This is a genomic window from Wenxinia saemankumensis (assembly GCF_900141735.1).
In the GTDB taxonomy this organism is placed as follows: Bacteria; Pseudomonadota; Alphaproteobacteria; order Rhodobacterales; family Rhodobacteraceae; genus Wenxinia; species Wenxinia saemankumensis.
The window spans coordinates 42857-60778 of the sequence record NZ_FQYO01000002.1 but is presented as its reverse complement, the minus strand read 5'-3'; the positions used below and the strand labels follow the sequence as shown (position 1 = coordinate 60778).

At 72.9% G+C, this 17922-nt stretch carries 12 protein-coding genes; 8 read left to right on the top strand and 4 right to left on the bottom strand.

What is annotated here, in order from left to right; translation table 11 throughout:
• Window positions 1-79: 79 nt before the first annotated feature.
• From gloB to BUE30_RS04025, 3 genes are all read left to right on the top strand, one after another.
• Window positions 80-850 carry a hydroxyacylglutathione hydrolase gene (gloB, locus tag BUE30_RS04035; protein WP_073326593.1) on the top strand — a complete coding sequence of 257 codons (771 nt, stop codon included), beginning with the start codon at window positions 80-82 and terminating at the stop codon, window positions 848-850.
• Between the two features lie 159 nt (window positions 851-1009).
• On the top strand, window positions 1010-3349 hold the full coding sequence (clpA, locus tag BUE30_RS04030) for an ATP-dependent Clp protease ATP-binding subunit ClpA (RefSeq protein WP_073326592.1): 2340 nt from the start codon (window positions 1010-1012) through the stop codon (window positions 3347-3349).
• Between the two features lie 112 nt (window positions 3350-3461).
• Window positions 3462-4427 (top strand): M23 family metallopeptidase, encoded by a 966-nt coding sequence (locus BUE30_RS04025; protein WP_073326591.1) that lies wholly within the window; start codon window positions 3462-3464, stop codon window positions 4425-4427.
• A gap of 57 nt (window positions 4428-4484) precedes the next feature.
• Here the strand turns inward: BUE30_RS04025 and BUE30_RS04020 are convergent, their stop codons facing one another.
• The 3 genes from BUE30_RS04020 to BUE30_RS04010 form a co-directional block, all read right to left on the bottom strand.
• Window positions 4485-6587 carry a peptidoglycan -binding protein gene (locus BUE30_RS04020; protein WP_073326590.1) on the bottom strand — a complete coding sequence of 701 codons (2103 nt, stop codon included), beginning with the start codon at window positions 6585-6587 and terminating at the stop codon, window positions 4485-4487.
• A gap of 3 nt (window positions 6588-6590) precedes the next feature.
• Complete coding sequence (locus BUE30_RS04015) at window positions 6591-7781, bottom strand: biopolymer transporter ExbB (RefSeq protein WP_073326589.1); 1191 nt, start codon at window positions 7779-7781, stop codon at window positions 6591-6593.
• Window positions 7782-7852: 71 nt separating this feature from the next.
• Window positions 7853-8380, bottom strand: coding sequence for a gamma-glutamylcyclotransferase (locus BUE30_RS04010; protein ID WP_073326588.1), 528 nt, complete (start codon window positions 8378-8380; stop codon window positions 7853-7855).
• Between the two features lie 80 nt (window positions 8381-8460).
• Here BUE30_RS04010 and BUE30_RS04005 point away from each other — a divergent pair, with 80 nt between their 5' ends.
• Window positions 8461-9417 (top strand): DUF2125 domain-containing protein, encoded by a 957-nt coding sequence (locus tag BUE30_RS04005; protein WP_073326587.1) that lies wholly within the window; start codon window positions 8461-8463, stop codon window positions 9415-9417.
• Between the two features lie 47 nt (window positions 9418-9464).
• Here BUE30_RS04005 and BUE30_RS04000 read toward each other — a convergent pair whose 3' ends face one another.
• Window positions 9465-10670 carry a TCR/Tet family MFS transporter gene (locus BUE30_RS04000; protein WP_073326586.1) on the bottom strand — a complete coding sequence of 402 codons (1206 nt, stop codon included), beginning with the start codon at window positions 10668-10670 and terminating at the stop codon, window positions 9465-9467.
• A 379-nt stretch (window positions 10671-11049) separates the two neighbouring features.
• Between BUE30_RS04000 and selD the strand changes: the two genes are divergently transcribed.
• From selD to BUE30_RS03980, 4 genes are all read left to right on the top strand, one after another.
• On the top strand, window positions 11050-13179 hold the full coding sequence (selD, locus tag BUE30_RS03995; RefSeq protein WP_073326585.1) for a selenide, water dikinase SelD: 2130 nt from the start codon (window positions 11050-11052) through the stop codon (window positions 13177-13179).
• A gap of 645 nt (window positions 13180-13824) precedes the next feature.
• Window positions 13825-14454: an SOS response-associated peptidase gene (locus BUE30_RS03990; protein ID WP_073326584.1), complete on the top strand. Its 630-nt coding sequence runs from the start codon at window positions 13825-13827 to the stop codon at window positions 14452-14454.
• 211 nt (window positions 14455-14665) lie between these two features.
• The gene (locus BUE30_RS03985) at window positions 14666-15331 is read left to right on the top strand and encodes a heme oxygenase-like domain-containing protein (RefSeq protein WP_073326583.1); all 666 of its coding nucleotides are present in this window, start codon (window positions 14666-14668) and stop codon (window positions 15329-15331) included.
• A complete protein-coding gene (locus BUE30_RS03980) occupies window positions 15328-17895 on the top strand; it encodes an HWE histidine kinase domain-containing protein (RefSeq protein ID WP_073326582.1) in 2568 nt (855 codons plus the stop codon). The genes BUE30_RS03985 and BUE30_RS03980 overlap by 4 nt, the downstream gene beginning before the upstream one ends.
• The last annotated feature ends 27 nt before the right edge of the window (window positions 17896-17922 follow it).

Here is a 17922-nt window from a genome sequence, read left to right as displayed (position 1 = left end):
CCGGCGCAAAGCATCGGCATCGGCCGATCGGCCGCGCGACCCCGCCCCACGACCCCGCGCCAAGAAGGAGCCCGCCGCGATGTCCTTTCACGTCATCCCCGTCCCCTGCCTGACGGACAATTACGCCTACCTGCTGCACGACGACCTCTCGCGCGAGACGGCCCTGATCGACGCGCCCGAGGCCGGTCCGATCATGGCCGAGCTCGAGAGCCGGGGCTGGGAGCTGACGGACATCTTCCTCACCCACCACCACGACGACCATGTCGCCGGGGTCGAGGACCTGCGCCGCCGCTACAAGCCGCGCGTCATCGGCGCGGCGAAGGACAGGCACCGGCTGCCGACGCTCGACCTCGCCGTCAGCGCCTCCGATGTGGAGGATACCTGCGGCGAGGACGTCCACGTCCTGGACGTGCCGGGCCACACGACCGGCCATGTCGCCTTCTGGCTGCCGGGACAGCAGTATCTCTTTAGCGCCGACAGCCTGATGGCCTGCGGCTGCGGCCGCCTGTTCGAGGGCGACGCCGCGATGATGTGGGCGAGCCTGAAGCCGCTGCGGGACCTGCCGCGCGAGACGATCGTCTGCTCGGGCCACGAATACACCGAGACGAACACCCGCTTCGCGCTGGGGATTGAACCCGGCAACGCCGACCTTAAGTCGAGGGCCGAGGCGGTGAAGTCCGCCCGCGCCGAGGGACGGGCCACCGTGCCGACATCCCTTGCCGAAGAGATCGCCACCAACCCCTTCCTCCGTGTCGACCGGCCCGAGCTTCGCGCCGCAATGGGCATGGAAGGCGCCTCCGACGTCGAGGTCTTCGCCGAAATCCGCAGCCGCAGGGACAGCTTCCGCTGAATGGCGGGGCGGTTCGGAGACAGGCCGGATTTGTGAAGGGGATGTGACGAATTTTGGCTTGAAGGACCGGGAAATAACCCGATCTTCAGTCCTACGAGGTCACGGTCCGGTCGGGTCCTCGGGCCCGGCGGACCTCCCAATCCAGAGGAGCACCGAAACGTGCCGTCATTCTCCTCCACGCTCGAGCAATCCATCCACGCCGCCCTCGCGCTCGCAAATTCGCGGCGTCACGAGCTCGCGACGCTGGAGCATCTCCTCTTGGCCCTCACCGACGAACCCGACGCGGCGCGCGTGATGCGCGCCTGCGCCGTCGACATCGAGGAGCTGAAGAAGAGCCTCGAGGATTTCATCGAGGACGACCTCTCCACCCTCGTCACCGATGTCGAGGGGTCCGAGGCCGTGCCGACCGCCGCGTTCCAGCGGGTGATCCAGCGCGCCGCGATCCACGTCCAGTCCTCGGGCCGGACCGAGGTGACGGGCGCGAACGTGATCGTCGCGATCTTCGCCGAGCGCGAATCGAACGCCGCCTATTTCCTGCAGGAGCAGGACATGACCCGCTACGACGCGGTCAACTTCATCGCCCACGGCGTCGCCAAGGATCCCGCCTTCGGCGAGAGCCGCCCGATCACCGGCACCACCGACGGCGCCGAGGAGGGCACGACCGGCGCCAGGACCGAGAAGGCGCAGGCCGCGGACGAGAAGGAGAGCGCGCTCGGCAAGTACTGCGTCGACCTCAACGCCAAGGCCCGCAAGGGCGAGGTGGACCCGCTGATCGGACGCGACCACGAGGTCGAGCGCTGCGTGCAGGTCCTCTGCCGCCGGCGCAAGAACAACCCGCTGCTCGTGGGCGATCCCGGCGTGGGCAAGACCGCCATCGCCGAGGGCCTCGCCTTCAAGATCGTCGAGGGTCAGGTGCCGGACGTTCTGTCGGGCGCCACGATCTTCAGCCTCGACATGGGCGCGCTGCTGGCCGGCACCCGCTATCGCGGCGACTTCGAGGAGCGGCTGAAGGCCGTCGTGACCGAGCTCGAGGAGCATCCGGACGCCGTCCTCTTCATCGACGAGATCCACACGGTGATCGGCGCCGGGGCGACTTCGGGCGGCGCGATGGACGCGTCGAACCTGCTCAAGCCCGCGCTGCAGGGCGGCAAGCTGCGCTGCATGGGCTCGACCACCTACAAGGAGTTCCGCCAGCACTTCGAGAAGGACCGCGCGCTGTCGCGGCGCTTCCAGAAGATCGACGTGAACGAGCCGACGGTCGAGGACGCGATCAAGATCCTCCAGGGCCTCAAGCCCTATTTCGAGGATCACCACGCGATCCGCTACACCGCCGAGGCGATCAAGACCGCGGTTGAGCTGTCGGCCCGTTACATCAACGACCGCAAGCTGCCCGACAAGGCGATCGACGTGATCGACGAGGCCGGCGCGGCGCAGCACCTCGTGGCCGAGAGCAAGCGGCGCAAGACCGTGGGCCCCAAGGAGATCGAGGCCGTGGTGGCCAAGATCGCCCGGATCCCGCCCAAGAACGTCAGCAAGGATGACGCCGAGGTGCTGAAGGACCTGCAGGGCTCGCTCAAGCGCGTGGTCTTCGGGCAGGACGCCGCCATCGACGCGCTGTCCTCGGCCATCAAGCTCAGCCGGGCTGGCCTGCGCGAGCCGGAGAAGCCGATCGGCAACTACCTGTTCGCGGGTCCGACCGGCGTCGGCAAGACCGAGGTGGCCAAGCAGCTGGCGGCGACGCTGGGGGTCGAACTGCTGCGCTTCGACATGTCGGAATACATGGAGAAGCACGCGGTCAGCCGCCTGATCGGCGCGCCTCCGGGCTATGTCGGGTTCGACCAGGGCGGGCTGCTGACCGACGGCGTCGACCAGCATCCCTACTGCGTGCTGCTCCTCGACGAGATCGAGAAGGCGCATCCGGACGTGTTCAACATCCTCCTGCAGGTGATGGATCACGGCAAGCTGACCGACCACAACGGCCGGCAGGTCGATTTCCGGAACGTGATCCTGATCATGACCTCGAATGCGGGGGCGTCGGACATGCAGCGGGCCCCGATGGGCTTCGGCCGCGACCGGCGCGAGGGTGAGGATACCGCCGCGATCGAGCGGACCTTCACGCCCGAGTTCCGCAACCGGCTGGATGCCACGATCTCCTTCGCGCCGCTGGGGCAGGAGGTCATCATGTCGGTGGTCGAGAAGTTCGTCCTCCAGCTCGAGGCGCAGCTGATGGACCGGAACGTCACGATCGAGCTCACGCCCGAAGCCGCGCAATGGCTGGGCGAGAAGGGTTACGACGACAAGATGGGCGCCCGCCCGCTGGGCCGCGTCATCCAGGAGCACGTGAAGAAGCCCCTGGCCGAGGAGCTGCTCTTCGGCGCCCTGACCAAGGGCGGTGTCGTGAAGGTCGGCGTCAAGGACGACCAGATCGAACTGCGCTTCGAGGCGCCGGGCAACAAGCAGCTCTCGTCGAAGAAGCCGCCGCTCCTGACCGCGGAATAGGACCGGATCGGGGCCGCCTTCGGGCGGCCCCTTTCGTTTGCGGGGTCGACCGTCATCTTCGAATGCCGGCCCGGACATCCGGCCACCGCCCCGACAGAGAGGCTGGCCCCGCATGACCCGCCCGATCCTCACCGCCGCCCTGCTCTCGCTGCCGATGGCCGCCGCCGCCCAGGATCCCGCGCTGGGTTGGCCGGTGGAGTGCACGCTCGGCGAGGACTGCTTCCTGCAGAACTATGTCGACGCCGATCCCGGCCCCGGCGCGGCCGACTTCACCTGCGGCCCGCAGAGCTACGAGGGGCATCAGGGCACCGACATCGCGCTGCGTTCCAACGCGGCGATGGATGCCGGGGTCGAGGTGCGCGCCGCCGCCGCCGGCATCGTGCTTGGCCTGCGCGACGGCGAGCCGGACAGCGCCCAGGGAAGGCCGGGCGTCCCGGACGTGGCGGGCCGGGAATGCGGCAACGGGGTGCTGATCGACCACGGGAACGGCTGGCAGACGCAGTACTGCCACATGGCGAGCGGCTCGCTCGTCGTGCGCGAGGGGCAACAGGTCGCGGCGGGCGATCCGCTCGGCAGGATCGGCCTGTCTGGCAACACGGAATTCCCCCACCTGCACCTCACCGTCCGCCGGGACGGCGTGGTCGTCGACCCCTTCGCGCCCCTCGCGGAGGGGGCCTGCGGCGAGGCGGGCGAGCCGCTATGGCTCGACCCGGTGGGTTACGATCCGGGCGGTCTGGTCTCGGCAGGGGTGGCGACCGCCGTGCCGGACTTCGTGGCGGTCAAGGACGGGACGGCACGGGATGTTCCCGGCCGGGGCGAGCCGCTGGTCCTCTGGGCGCAGGTCCATGGCGGTCGCACGGGCGACGTGCTCGTCCTGCGGGTGGCGGGGCCGGACGGCGAGGGGCTCGTCGACCATTCCGAGCTGCTGGAGCGCGACCAGGCACGCCTCTTCCGCGCCGCGGGCCTGCGGGCGCCGGAGGGGGGCTGGGCGCCGGGACGCTACGAGGGGACCGCCACCCTGACCCGCGACGGGACCGAGCTGGAGCGCCGGCCGATCGCGTTCGAGATCGCGCCCTGAGACAGTGGCCACAAGGCGCCCCCCGGGACCGCAGCCCGCGACCCGGGCCGACCGGCCCTAGCGCTCGGTCAGCTTCAGCTCGATCCGGCGGTTGGCGGCGCGCGCCTCCGGGCTGTCGCCTTCGACCAGCGGGCGGTATTCGCCGAATCCCGCGGCGGCGAGGCGCTGCGGCGGGATGTCCTGCTCCTCGGTCATGTAGAGCACGACCGACAGCGCCCGTTCCTGGCTGAGCTGCCAGTTGTAATCCGCATCGCCCGTCGTGTCGGTATGGCCGTCGACCCGGATCAGCCAGTCGATGTCCTCGGGGATCTCGGCCGCGATCTGGCGCAGCAGCTGCGCGACATTGGCCAGCTGGGCGCGCCCCCCGTCGGTCAGCTCGGCCGAGTTCAGGTCGAACAGCACCTCGGAGGAGAAGACGAAACGGTCGCCCACCACCTCGACCCCGTCGAACCCGGCGACGATCTGGCGCACGCGGCCGAAGAACTCGGACCGGAAACCCTCGAGATCCTGCGTCGCCGCCTCCAGCCTCTCGCGTTCCGCCCGCTCGAGCTCCAGCACTCGGCGCTGCTCGGCCGCGAGGCGCAGGGCGGCCTGGTTGAGCTGCTGCGTCAGGTTCTCGATCTGCACGCCGGCATCGGCATCCTCCGCGCCCTGCAGGTTCAGCGTCTCCTGAAGACCGGCGAGATCGGCGCGCAGCTGCGCGACCTGCGCGTTCAGCGCCTCCACCTGGCGCTGCGCCTCGGTCGAAAGCTCTTCCTCGTCGGCGAGCGCGGATTGCGCGGCGGCGAGCAGGCGGGCCTGTTCCTCGGCCTCGGACAGGCGCCGATCGGCCTCGGTCTGGGCGGCGGCGAGCTGCGCGACGGCATCGGCCAGCCGGGCGGACAGCGCGGCACGGTCGGTCGCGTCATCGGTCGAGGAATCGCGCAGGGCCGCCAGCTCGGCCTGCAGGCTCTCCTCGCTGAGAAGCAGCGCGGCAAGCCGCTCGTCCAGTCCCGCCGCGCGGTCCTCGGCATCCTGCTGCAGGGCCAGCGCCTCGGCCAGCCGGCGCTGCAGGTCGGCCTCGGTGAGGCCCGCCTCCTCGCGCGCGGCGGCGAGCGCGTCTTCGAGGGCGGCGAGATCGGCCTCGGCCGTGTCGCGCGCATCGAGCGCGGCCGCGAGGCGCGTGGTCAGATCCGCGTCCTCGGCCTCGGCCGCGACCTGCGCGGCGAGGGCGGCGGCGAGCTGCAGGTCGAGATCCTCGCGCGCGGCCTCGGCCGCGGCAAGCAGTGTCAGCGTCTCCTCCGCCTCGGCGCGCGCGGCCTCCAGCGACAGGGTCATCGCCGTCAGCTCGGCATCGGACTCCTCCAGCCGCGCGCGCAGGGCCTCGGCCGCAGCGGCCTCGGCGAGACGCGCGGCCTCCGCCTCGTCCAGCGCGGCGGCATTCTCGGCGATGTCGCTCTCCAGCGCCGCGATCCGGGTCGCGTCGGCCTCGGCGGATGTCCGGAGTTCCGCGACGAGGGCGTCCAGCGCCTCGCGCCGGGCGGCGGCGAGCCGCGCGGCCTCTTCCTGCGCGTCGACCTCGTCGCGGGCCTGCGCGAGCGCGAGGTTCAGGGCCTCCTGCTCGTCGATCAGGCGGGTCTCGGCGGCTTGCAGATCCTCGATCCGGGCCGTCATGCCCGCCGCCTCGTCCTGCAGCGTGGCGATCCGCTCATCCGCGGCCTCCGCCTCGCCCTGCAGGCGGGCGATCAGCCCCTCGTCCTCGCTCCGCTGCGCGAGCAGGCCCGCGACCTGCGCCTCGAAGCCCGTGATCTCCTCGCGCGCGGCGGCGAGATCGGCGGCCTGCGCGTCGCGCTCGGCGGTGAGCGAGGCGATGAGCGCACCCTGCCGCCGCGCCGCCTCGCTGGCCTCGCCCAGCCGCTCGGAAAGCGAGCCGACCCGGTCGGCGAGGCCGGCCGAACGCTCCTGTTCCAGCCCGAGCGCGCGGGTCAGGGTCGCGACCTCGCCGCTGAGCTCGTCAAGCCGGTTGGCCTGCCCGCTGATCTGGTCGCGCAGGACGAACTGCACGACCGTGAAGATCGTGAGGACGAACATCAGGACCAGCAAGAGGCCCGTCATCGCATCGACGAAGCCCGGCCAGATCGAGGCCTGGAAGCGGTTGGAGTTGCGGCGCTGCAGCGCCATGGCCTAGCCCTGCCTCTCGCGGAGGATCGAGTTCGGCACCTCGCGCACGGGCCGGCCGGATTGCCGCACCGCCCGTGTCAGGCTCTGCAGCTCGGCCCGCAGCTCGGCCACGCTTTCCTGTCGACCGGCGGCCAGCTCCTCCAGCAGGCGCAGCATCTGCACGTCGATCGAGCGCAGGCGCATCCGGCTCTCGGCGTCCATCCCCTCGCCCGCCTCGCCCATCCGTTCGAGCAACCGGTCCTGCCCGTCCGCGACGCGCTGGAGGGCGTCGGTCGCGTCGGTCTCGCCCAGCCGGTCGGCGAGCCGGGTCATCGCGCCGGCGAGCTGGGCCAGCCGCTCGTCCGTCTCCACCCGGCTTTCGTCGTTGCGCGTGAAGATTATCTGCAGCGTCTCGAGCTGGTCGGACAGGTGATCGACGACCTGCGCGACCGCGCCCGCCTCGCCGGCCCCCTCCCCCTCGCCGGCGAAGCCGACGCGGGTGATGGTGGACAGCCATTCCTCGAGCTCGCGGTAGAACCGGTTCTGTCCGTGCCCGGCAAAGAGCTCCAGCAGGCCGACGACGAGGCTGCCGGCGAGGCCGAGCAGCGAGGAGGAGAAGGCCGTTCCCATGCCGCCCAGCTGCGCCTCGAGCCCCTGCTGCAGGCGCCCGAACAGCTCGGTCCCGCTTTCCTCGGGGCCGGGATTGAGCGACCGGATCGTGTCGACCAGCGCGGGCACGGTCGTGGCGAGGCCGTAGAACGTACCGAGCAGGCCGAGGAAGATGAGCAGGTTGGTGAGGTAGCGCGTCACCTCGCGATCCTCGTCGATCCGCTGCGCGACGGAATCGAGGATCGAGCGCGTAGACGAGGCCGCCAGCTGCATCCGCGCCCCGCGCGAGCGCAGCAGCGTGGCCAGCGGCGCCAGCAGCGATGGCGCCTGCGGCAGGTTCTGGCCGCCCCGGGTCGAGGCGAAGCGCTCGATCCAGCGCACGGAATACCAGAGCTGCCAGACCTGCCGGAAGCAGGACAGCACGCCCAGCACGAAGACCGCGGCGATCACGCCGTTCAGCCAGGGGTTCGACAGGAAGATCGACGACAGGATCGGCCAGGCGACGGACACGCCACCCGCGACGAGCACGATCACCACGACCATCGTGGTGATCTGCCGGATCGGCCTGGTGAAGTGCGGCTCGGCCTCGGTTTCCCGCAGGTCCATCACGGACGGATCTCCCCTCGGGGTCTGGTTTCCGGGAATGGTAGGGCGCATCGCGCGCAGAGGAAATCGCTTTATCCTGGCTGCCGCAGGGCGGCAACACGTTCGGCCAGCCAGGTAAGGTCGGGATCGGCGATGCCCATGCCGGTCAGATGATCGACGGTCCGGGCGAGATACTCGTGGTTCGGTCCCCGCCCGCCGGTCGCCCGCGCGATCATCCGCGCCTGCGTTTCCAGGTCGTGGCGGACATATTGCCGGTGGTCCTTGTCGACGACATAGGCCAGCGCCGAGACGGCGCGCCCGTCCGTGAGGGCGAGGTCCACGTGCCGCTCGAGATAGGCCGAGGAGATCAGCTCGCGCTCGCGCAGATAGGCCAGCACCTCCGCCTCCTCGTCCGGGGCGACGCGCAGGGCCATGCCGGTGCAGCTCTCCCCCTGCTCGGCGTCGAGGGCGAGGACGAGGCCCGGCTCGGCCTCGGTGCCGCGATGGTGGATCGAGAGCATGCAGAAGCCGCGCGCATAGCCGTCCAGACGGGCCGTCACCGCCTCGACCGGGGTGAAGCCCGGATTCCACAGAAGCGAGCCGTAGCCGAAAACCCACATCGTCCTATGCTCCGCCCCTGCCCTTCGCCGGCCGGCGTGATACATCGCGCCGCCCGGATTCACAAAGCGGAAGTCCCACGATGCGTGCCCTGACCCTGATCGTCCTTCTCGCCGCCGCGCTCTATTCGGGTTGGTGGGTCCTCGGGCGCGGCCAGACCGCCCGGGTGCTGGACGAGACCGCCCAGCGGCTCGAGGCGGAGGGCTGGGAGGTCGCCTGGGACGAGGTGTCGACCACCGGCTTTCCCAGCCGCTTCGACACCACGATCGACGCTCCCCGCCTCGCAGCGCCGGAGCAGGCCTGGACCTGGTCGGCGCCCTTCCTGCAGATCCTGTCGCTGTCCTACCGCCCGACGGGGCTGATCCTGGCCTTCCCCGAAGAGCAGGGCGTCACGATCGGGGGCGAGGCCATCGCGGTCGAGGCGGAGGGGATGCGCGCGAGCTTCGACCTGACGCTGCCGCCGGGGCTGGAACTGACCGAGGCGGTGCTCGAGAGCGGCACGACCCGCCTGGAGGGGGCCGAGTGGACGGCCGAGCTCACGACCCTGCTGGCCGCGATCCGGCGGGCCGAGGGCGAGGATCCGGCCTACGATCTCTTTGCCCGCGCGACCCGAATCGTCCCGCCGGGTCTGCCCGAGGCCGCCCTGCCCCCCACGATCGAGCGGCTGGAGATCGACGCCCTCATGTCCACCGACACCGTCTTCGCGGCCGCGAGCGCCGGCGAGGTGCGCCCCACGGCGCTGGAGCTGCGGCACCTGACCCTCGCCTGGGGCGAAACGATGGTCGAGGCGGGGGGGCGTCTCGATGTCGGCCCGGACGGCGTTCCGACCGGGCGCATCGACATCGCGGTACGGAACTGGGCCCCGCTTCTCGACACCGCCATCGCAGCGGGGCTGGTCCCGGCACAGGCGGCCCCGGCGATCCGGCAGGGGGCGCGCATCGCCGCGCTCGGCCAGTCGGACCTGACGCTGCCGCTGGTCTTCGAGGGCGGCCGGGTCTCGCTCGGTCCCATCCCGTTGGGCGCCGCGCCACGGTTCTGACCGCGCGGGCGGGGCCGGCCGGAGGGTCTTGCTGCCCGCGGAGCCCGTCAGAAGGCCACGGTCGCCCGCCGCCGCGACAGGGCGAAGAGCGCGATGCAGCCGGTCGTCAGCAGCGCCGACAGCAGGAACGGCGCCCCCGGCAGGGTGGGCCCCGGCCCGGTGGTGAAGGCGAAGAAGATCTGCGTCATCAGCAGCGGTGCCACGATCGAGGCGAGCGCGTTGATCGCCGTGAGCGCGCCCTGCAGCTCGCCCTGCTGGTCGTCGGCGGCGGTCCGCGACAGGATCGCCTGCAGCGCCGGCATCACCACCGATCCGAAGGAGGCGAGCAGGATGAAGCCCAGCGCCACGCGGCCGTCGGTCACGGCGAAGAGGATGAGGAAGGCCGCGATCTCGACCCACAGACCCCAGATCACCGCCCGCGCCTCGCCCAGCCGGGCGACGATCGGTCCCATCAGCAGCCCCTGCACCACCGCGATGGAGATCCCGTAGAGGCCGAGCGACAGCCCCACCATGCCCGGCCCCCAGCCGAACTGCGCCTGCCCATAATAGGCCCAGACCGCCGGGTAGACGAAGAAGGCCACCCCGTAGACGAAGACCATCCACAGAAGCGGGGCGAGGCCGGGCAGCATCCCGATCTGCCGGAACGCCCCGACCGGGTTGGCGCGCGCCCAGCGGAACGGACGGCGGATCCGGTCCGTCACCGTCTCGGGCATGACGAGCCAGCCGAGCGTGACGTTGCAGCCGGCCAGCGCCGCCGCCGCCCAGAACGGCGCCCGCGTGCCCCAGGCGCCGAGCAGCCCGCCGATCACCGGCCCGACGACGAAGCCGAGGCCGAAGGCCGCGCCGATCAGACCGAAATTGCGGGCCTTCTCCTCCGGCCGGCTGATATCGGCGATGAAGGCGGCGGCCGTGCCCTGGGTCGCGGCGGTGATCCCGCCGACGATCCGCCCGGCGAGCAGCCACCAGATCGTCCCCGCCAGGGCCATCACCACGTAGTCCGCCGCCATCACCGCCAGCGAGACCAGCAGCACCGGCCGCCGCCCGAACCGGTCGGACAACGCGCCGAGCAGAGGGCCGAAGCCGAACTGCATGACCGCGAAGGCCGTGGCCAGCACGCCGCCCCAGACCGCCGCGCTGCCGAGCGTGCCACCCCGCACCTCGCGGATGAGATCCGGCATGACCGGCAGGATGAGCCCGATGCCCATCGCGTCGATGCAGACCGTGGCGAGGATGAAGAGGAGGGGCAGCCGCATGGACGAGCACTAGCCGGGCGGACCGGGCGGGGGAAGGTGCCCGGTGGCCGTGGAACCCAGGGCGCCGCCTTCCCGGCGCCCGGGACGGGCGGTAGCTCCGAACCGACCGGGCGCGGACGGACGGGCGGCACCTTGAACCGCCGGACGGGCGGGCGGACCGGGAGGCGGCGCCCTCGCGCTGCGCGGCAGCCACGAACCGCCCGGCTGCGGACGGAAGGGCGGCACCCTCACCCGCCGGGCAGGCGGGCGGATCGGGCGGCGGCGCCACGCCACGAGCATCGGACGAGCGGACCGGGCCCCGCGCGACCATCGGCGCCGCGCATCCCGGCACACGCCCTCCCGCTGGCCCTGCGGCCCGGGCCGCGCTACCTGCGCGGCCATGCGTGCCGCCCATCCCCTCACCCGCGACCTCGTCCTGATCGGCGGCGGCCATACCCATGCCCTCGTGCTCCGCCGATGGGGAATGGACCCGCTGCCGGGGGCGCGGCTGACGCTGATCGATCCCGCCCCCGCGGCGGCCTATTCGGGGATGCTGCCCGGCTTCGTCGCTGGGCACTACCCGCACGCCGCGCTGGAGATCGACCTGCCGCGCCTCGCCGCGCATGCGGGCGCGCGGCTGATCCTGGGCGCGGCGCGGGGGATCGACCTCGGGGCCCGGACCGTGGAGGTGGAGGGGCGGCCGCCCGTCGCCTTCGACGTGGCCTCGATCGACATCGGCATCACCTCCGCCATGCCGGGCCTTCCGGGCTTCGCCGAGCACGGGATCCCGGCCAAGCCGCTCGGCCCGTTCTCGCGCCGCTGGGCGGCCTTCGTGGAGGAGCGCGGCCCCGCGCGGGTCGCGGTGATCGGCGGCGGCGTCGCGGGCGCCGAACTCGCGATGGCGGTCGCCTACCGCCTGCAGCGGAGCGGACGGGAGGGACGGGTCACCCTGGTCGACCGTTCCGCCTTCCTCGCCGAGGCGACGCCGCGCGGCCGGCGGGTGCTGAAGGACCGGCTGCGTGCGCTCGGCGTGGAGCTGCGCGATCACGCACCGGTGGCGGAGGTGACCGAGGCGACGCTGCGGCTGCAGGACGGAACGGAGATCGCGTCGGACTTCTCGATCGGCGCGGCGGGCGCGGCGCCCTGGCCCTGGCTGGCGCAGACCGGGCTCGCCGCGACGGACGGGTTCCTCGACATCGACGCGTATCTCGCCACGTCGGACCCCGCGATCTTCGCCGCCGGCGACTGCGCGCACATGACCGCGACCCCCCGGCCCAAGGCCGGCGTCTTCGCCGTGCGGCAGGCGCCGGTCCTGGCCCACAACCTGCGGGCCGCGCTGGCAGGCCGGCCCCTGCGGGCCTACCGGCCGCAGCGGGACTACCTCAAGCTGGTCTCGCTCGGCGGCCGGGCGGCGCTGGCAGAGAGGTTCGGCACCGCCCTCGCCCATCCGCTGCTCTGGCGGTGGAAGGACCGGATCGACCGCCGCTTCATGGCGCGGCTGAACGACCTGCCGCCGATGCAGGCCGCCCCCCCGCCCCGCGACAGGGCGGCAGGCGGCGAGGGTCTGGCCGCGCCGATGTGCGCCGGCTGCGGGGCGAAGGTCGGGCGCGGCGCGCTGCGCACGGCCCTGGCCGGAGCGGGCGAGGTGCCCACGGACGACGCGGCGGTGCTGGAGACGGGGGGCGCGCGGCAGGTCGTCTCGGTCGATCACCTGCGGGCGGTCACGCCCGACCCGTGGCTGATGACGCGGATCGCCGCCCATCACGCGCTGGGCGATGTCTGGGCGATGGGGGCGCGGCCGCAGGCGGCGCTCACCACGCTGATCCTGCCACGGATGAGCGCCGAGCTGCAGCGCCGCACCCTGGCCGAGATCGCCGCGGCGGCGGCCGATGTGATGGACGCGGCCGGGGCGCGGATCGTGGGCGGGCACAGCTCGATGGGGGACGAGCTGACGATCGGCTTCACGGTGACCGGCCTCTGCGAGGCCGCGCCGATCACGCTGGCCGGCGCGCGGCCGGGCGACGCCCTCGTCCTGACGAAGCCTCTGGGCTCGGGCATGATCCTCGCCGCGGCGATGGCCGGGCGGGCGGGCGGCGCCGAGGTCGCGGCCTGCTGGTCGGCGATGGCGCGCGGCCAGGGCGCGGCGGCCGCCGCGCTGGCGGACGCGCATGCGATGACGGACGTCACGGGATTCGGCCTGGCCGGGCACCTCGCCGGGATCTGCGAGGCGAGTGGCGCGGGCGCCGAGATCGACCTCGCCGCCCTGCCCCTGATGGCGGGGGCGGAACGTCTGGCCGATCTGGGCGTGCGCTCGACGATCTGGGCCGACAACCGGACCGGGGCGGGCCCCGTCTTCGGCGCGGACGGGGCGCGGGGGGCGCTGCTCTTCGATCCGCAGAGCTCGGGCGGGTTGCTGGCCGCCGTCCCGGACGGCGCGGACGCGCTGGCCCGGCTGCGGGCGGCGGGCTGCGACGGGGCGGCGGTGATCGGCCGGATCGTCGCGGGACCGCCCCAGGTGGTCTGCCGCTAGGCAGGGTCTCGCAGGCGGGCCATCGGTTGGCGAACCGGCGCAGGCGCTCTGCCGGCCGGCGGGACGGCCCCGGGGGCTGACGGTCGGCGGTACGGTCGCCCGCCCGGCGGGAGGCGCGGGCGGAGAGTGCGGACGGTATTTGCGACCCTGCGAATCGGGGGGCGTGGCTCCCGGAATGACGGGGGCGGGAGGGGCCGGCGGGTCACCGCCCGGCGCCGGCGCGGCGGCGGCCCGGGGGGGATCGGTCGACGGAGCGGAGTCCGGCCCCGCCCGATCCCGATCCCGGCAGGGGCACCGGGTGACGGGCGGTCGCCGCGACGCGCGGGATCGGGGGTGCGCGGGCGGGTCGGATCCATCGCCGGGCCCGCCGGTCGCAGGCGGGCCCGGGCCGGTGCGGGCACCCCCTGGCAGAGGACGCGGAGCCGGGGTCGAGGCGCTCGCGCGGGGCCACCGCGGGGCGGCTCCGGGTCCGCTCGGAGGGGTCCGCTCGGAGGGGGCCGGGGCGGCGCGGATCCGTCGCGGCGCCCGCCGGGCTGGCCGATGGCCGGCGGGTCCGCCGGGCCGGCGCGGGCACCGAAGGGCGGGACCGGCGCCCGGCGCGCCGGCCGTTGCGGGGGCCGCGCCGGGAGCCTAGGCTCGCGCGCGATGTGCAACCTCTATTCCATGACCCGCACGCAGGACGAGATGCGACGCCTCTTCGAGGGGCTGGGCGCGGCGGATGCGCTGGGCAACCAGCGGCCGCTGGACGAGGTCTATCCCGACCAAGCCGCCCCGATCCTGCGGGTGGAGGCGGCCGGCCGGGCGCTGGCGCCGGGGCGCTGGGGCATGCCCTCGCCCCGCTTCGCCCTCGAGGGGAAGAAGACCGACCGGGGCGTGACCAACATCCGCAATACCGGCTCGCCCCACTGGCGACGCTGGCTGGCGCCCGCCCATCGCTGCCTCGTCCCCTTCACCCGCTTCGCCGAGCCCGCGGGCAAGGGGCGCGGCAATGCCTGGTTCGAAACCGCGGACGGCGCCCCGGCCGTCTTCGCCGGGATCTGGACGCGCTGGACGAGCGTGCGAAAACTGAAGGACGGCGAGACGACGGACGATCTCTACGGCTTCCTCACCTGCCCTCCGAACGCCGAGGTGGGGGCCGTGCATCCCAAGGCGATGCCGGTCATCCTGACGGATCCCGCCGCGTGGGAGACCTGGCTCTCGGCCCCGTGGGAGGTGGCGCGGGACCTGCAGCGGCCGCTGCCCGACGGCGCGCTGCGCCGGGTCGCGCAGGAATGACGGCGCCCGTCCGGCCGCCCGGGCGGGGCGGGGCCGGAGGTTGGGGCGGGGGCGGCGCTCGCTTCGGCCCCGTTGCGGAAACGCGCCTCCCCTTTCCGGCAGATCACGCAGAAATTCGTGGAATCCGGGCTGGATGCGGTGTTACCGGAGCGATCCCGCCCGGCATCCTGCGCGACCGGACGGCGAACGCGCTTGTGGAGTTCCGACAGAGTTGACCCATGCCCCGCCTGCCCGGACCCTTCAGGGCGCCGACCTGCGCCGCCGCCTGCGGCGCGATACCGAGGCGGCGCATGACCGGCTCGACCGGCAGATCGGCCGCCACGACCTGACCACGCCCGACGGCCTGGCCGGCTTCCTCGGCGCGCAGCTCCGGGGGCTGGCCGTTCTCGCGCCGCACGCGCCGGCGGAGCTCGGCCCCATGATGGCGGACATCCGGGCGCGGGCCGGGGCCGACCTGCGCCGCCTCGGCCGGCCGGTGCCGGACGCGCGTACGCCCGACCCGGGGGCACCCGATGCGGGGCCGCCCGACGCGGGGGCGCCCGCCGTCCGCGAACCGGGCCGCGCCGGGCGCGATCCCGTCGCCGCCGCCTACCTGCTGCTCGGTGCGCAACTGGGCACGCAGGTCCTGGCCCGGCGCTGGGGCGCCGCGACCGACCCCTCGGTGCGCGCGGCCGGAACCTATTTCGGACGCCCGCCCGAGACCGCGCTCTGGCGCGCCTTCTGCGACCGGACGGCCGCCATGCCGGCCGCGGGCGCGGCGGCGGACCGGATCGTCGCCGATGCGACCGCCCTGTTCGACGCGTTCCTGCACGCGGCGAGGGGCGATGAAACCGAACCTGCCGGCCCGCCGGACCAGATCACGATCGAGAGACGATGACCGACCCCACCTCCCCCGACCCGCAGGTCGACCTGACCAATTGCGACCGCGAGCCGATCCACATCCTCGGCCGGGTCCAGTCCTTCGGCTGCCTGATCGCGGTCTCGCCCGATTGGATCGTCACCCGCGCCTCGACCAACACCGCGGCGATCCTCGGACCCGAAGCCGCGGACCTGATCGGTCGCCCGCTGGGCGAGATCCTGCCCGCCGACACGATGCAGATCCTGCGCACCCGGATGCAGGTCCTCGGCCAGGAGCTGGGGGCGGCGCGGGTCTTCGACCTCGACCTGTTCGCGGACGGGCGGCGCTTCGACGCCTCGATTCACATCTCGGGCCGCACGTTCGTCTTCGAGTTCGAGCCGCGGCAGGCGCGCCGGCAGGCGGAGGACGAGGCCGCGACGGTGCAGTCGCTGATCCGCAAGGTCCGGCAGCGCGGCGCGGTGGAGGACGCGGCGCAGGAGGCCGCGCGGGGATTGCGGGCGCTGACCGGCCTCGACCGGGTGATGGTCTACCGCTTCGAACCGGACGAGACCGGCACCGTCATCGCCGAGGCGATGGCCCCGGGGATGGAGCCCTATCTCGGCCTGCGCTACCCGGCGAGCGACATCCCCCGGCAGGCGCGCGCGCTCTACCAGCGCAGCCTGCTGCGGCTGATCGGCGATTCCCGGGACGAGGGCCATCCGGTGATCCCGGCCCTCGGCCCGGACGGCCGCCCGCTGGACCTGTCGCTGGCGGTCACCCGCTCGGTCTCGCCGATCCATCTCGAATACCTCCGCAACATGGGCGTCGGCGCCTCGCTCTCGGTCTCGATCCTGAAGGGGGGGCGGCTCTGGGGTCTCTTCGCCTGCCATCACCGGACGCCGATCCATCTCGGCTACGAGAAGCGTTCGGCGATCGAGCTCTTCGCCCAGCTCTTCAACTACGAGCTGGCGCAGCTGGAATCCGAGGCCGAGATCGGCGACGTCGAGAAGGCGCGCGCCCTGCACGACAGCCTGATGAGCCAGGTGTCGAGCGGCACGGACATCGCAGAGGGATTCGACACGATCGCGGACCAGATCGCCGAGGTGATCGAGTTCGACGGGATCGCGCTCTATTCGGGGGGCGAGTATCGCTGCCGCGGCAGGGCGCCGACGCGCGAGGAATTCCTCGGCCTCGCCCGGTTCCTCAACACCGCGCAGACCTCGACGACCTTCTCCACCGACGAGATCGGACGAGGCTACGAGCGGGCGGACAGCTTCGCCGACCGGGCGGTCGGGCTTCTCGCGCTGCCGATCTCTCGCACGCCGCGGGACTACATCGTGCTGTTCCGGCGCGAGATCGCGCAGACGGTCCGCTGGGCCGGCAACCCGCAGAAGCCGGTCGAGACCGGGCCGAACGGACAGCGGCTGACCCCCCGCAAGAGCTTCGAGGCCTGGCAGGAGGTGGTGCGCGGCCGCTCCGCCCCCTGGCGCGCGGCCGAGCTGCGCGCGGCCGACGCGCTGCGGGTCACCCTGCTGGAAGTGGTGCTGAAGCTGACCGACGCGGCCAGCATCGCCCAGTCTCGCGCGCAGGAGCAGCAGGAACTGCTGATCGCCGAGCTGAACCACCGGGTCCGCAACATCCTCAACCTCATCCGGGCGCTGGTCAGCCAGGGTCGCGGCGGCACGACCGGGATCGAGGAATATGCCCGGGTGCTGGACGCGCGGATCCACGCCCTCGCCCGCGCGCACGACCAGCTGACGCGGACCGACTGGACCTGGACGCCGCTGCGCACGCTGGTCGAGACCGAGGCGCAGGCCTTCGTCCAGGGCAAGGCGGACCGGGTGCGGGTCTCGGGGGACGCGGTCGATCTGTCGCCCGCCGCCTTCTCGACCCTGGCGCTCGTCTTCCACGAGCTGGTGACCAACTCGGCCAAGCACGGCGCCCTGTCGGACAGTTCGGGCGAGGTGCTGATCGGGCTCGCGATGCAGGAGGACGGCTCGCTGCGCATCACCTGGCGCGAGCGCAACGGCCCCGCAGTCCAAGCGCCCCGCCGCCGCGGCTTCGGCTCCACCATCATCGAGCGGTCGGTGCCGTTCGAACTGAAGGGCACGGCCGAGCTGCATTACCGGATGACGGGGGTCGAGGCGGAGTTCTGGCTGCCCTCGACCTATGTCCGGCCCGGCGCGGGCGGGATCAAGGATGCCCCCGCCCCCGAGGCGGAGGAGACCGGGCCGTCCGGCACCGGCGCCGCCGTGCTGTCGGGTCCGACGCTCGTGGTCGACGACAACATGATCATCGCGATGGACGCCGCCGACATGCTGGCGATCCTGGGCTCGAGCGAGGTGCACACCGCCGGCAGCGTCGGCGAGGCCCTGCGCGTGCTGGAACGCGTGCCGGTGACCTTCGCGCTGATCGACGTCAATCTCGGCGACGAGCTGTCGCTGCCGGTGGCGCAGAAATGTGCCGAGCTGGGCATCCGCGCGATCCTGGCGACAGGCTACGGGGCGGCGGACGACATCCTGTCGACCTACCCCGCGACGGTCGTGATCAAGAAGCCCTACACGATCGAGCACGTGGAGCACGCGCTGGCCGGCAACGGCTGAGCGGCGCGAGGCCGGACTGGTCCGGGC

Excerpts from the sequence above, each read along its gene's own strand:
- BUE30_RS04000 (WP_073326586.1), bottom strand. The coding sequence starts at position 10,670 with ATGCGGCTGCCCCTCCTCTTCATCCTCGCCACGGTCTGCATCGACGCG.
- selD (WP_073326585.1), top strand. The coding sequence starts at position 11,050 with ATGCGTGCCGCCCATCCCCTCACCCGCGACCTCGTCCTGATCGGCGGC.
- BUE30_RS03990 (WP_073326584.1), top strand. The coding sequence starts at position 13,825 with ATGTGCAACCTCTATTCCATGACCCGCACGCAGGACGAGATGCGACGC.
- BUE30_RS04020 (WP_073326590.1), bottom strand. The coding sequence starts at position 6,587 with ATGGCGCTGCAGCGCCGCAACTCCAACCGCTTCCAGGCCTCGATCTGG.
- gloB (WP_073326593.1), top strand. The coding sequence starts at position 80 with ATGTCCTTTCACGTCATCCCCGTCCCCTGCCTGACGGACAATTACGCC.
- BUE30_RS04015 (WP_073326589.1), bottom strand. The coding sequence starts at position 7,781 with ATGGACCTGCGGGAAACCGAGGCCGAGCCGCACTTCACCAGGCCGATC.
- BUE30_RS04010 (WP_073326588.1), bottom strand. The coding sequence starts at position 8,380 with ATGTGGGTTTTCGGCTACGGCTCGCTTCTGTGGAATCCGGGCTTCACC.
- BUE30_RS03980 (WP_073326582.1), top strand. The coding sequence starts at position 15,328 with ATGACCGACCCCACCTCCCCCGACCCGCAGGTCGACCTGACCAATTGC.
- BUE30_RS04005 (WP_073326587.1), top strand. The coding sequence starts at position 8,461 with ATGCGTGCCCTGACCCTGATCGTCCTTCTCGCCGCCGCGCTCTATTCG.
- BUE30_RS04025 (WP_073326591.1), top strand. The coding sequence starts at position 3,462 with ATGACCCGCCCGATCCTCACCGCCGCCCTGCTCTCGCTGCCGATGGCC.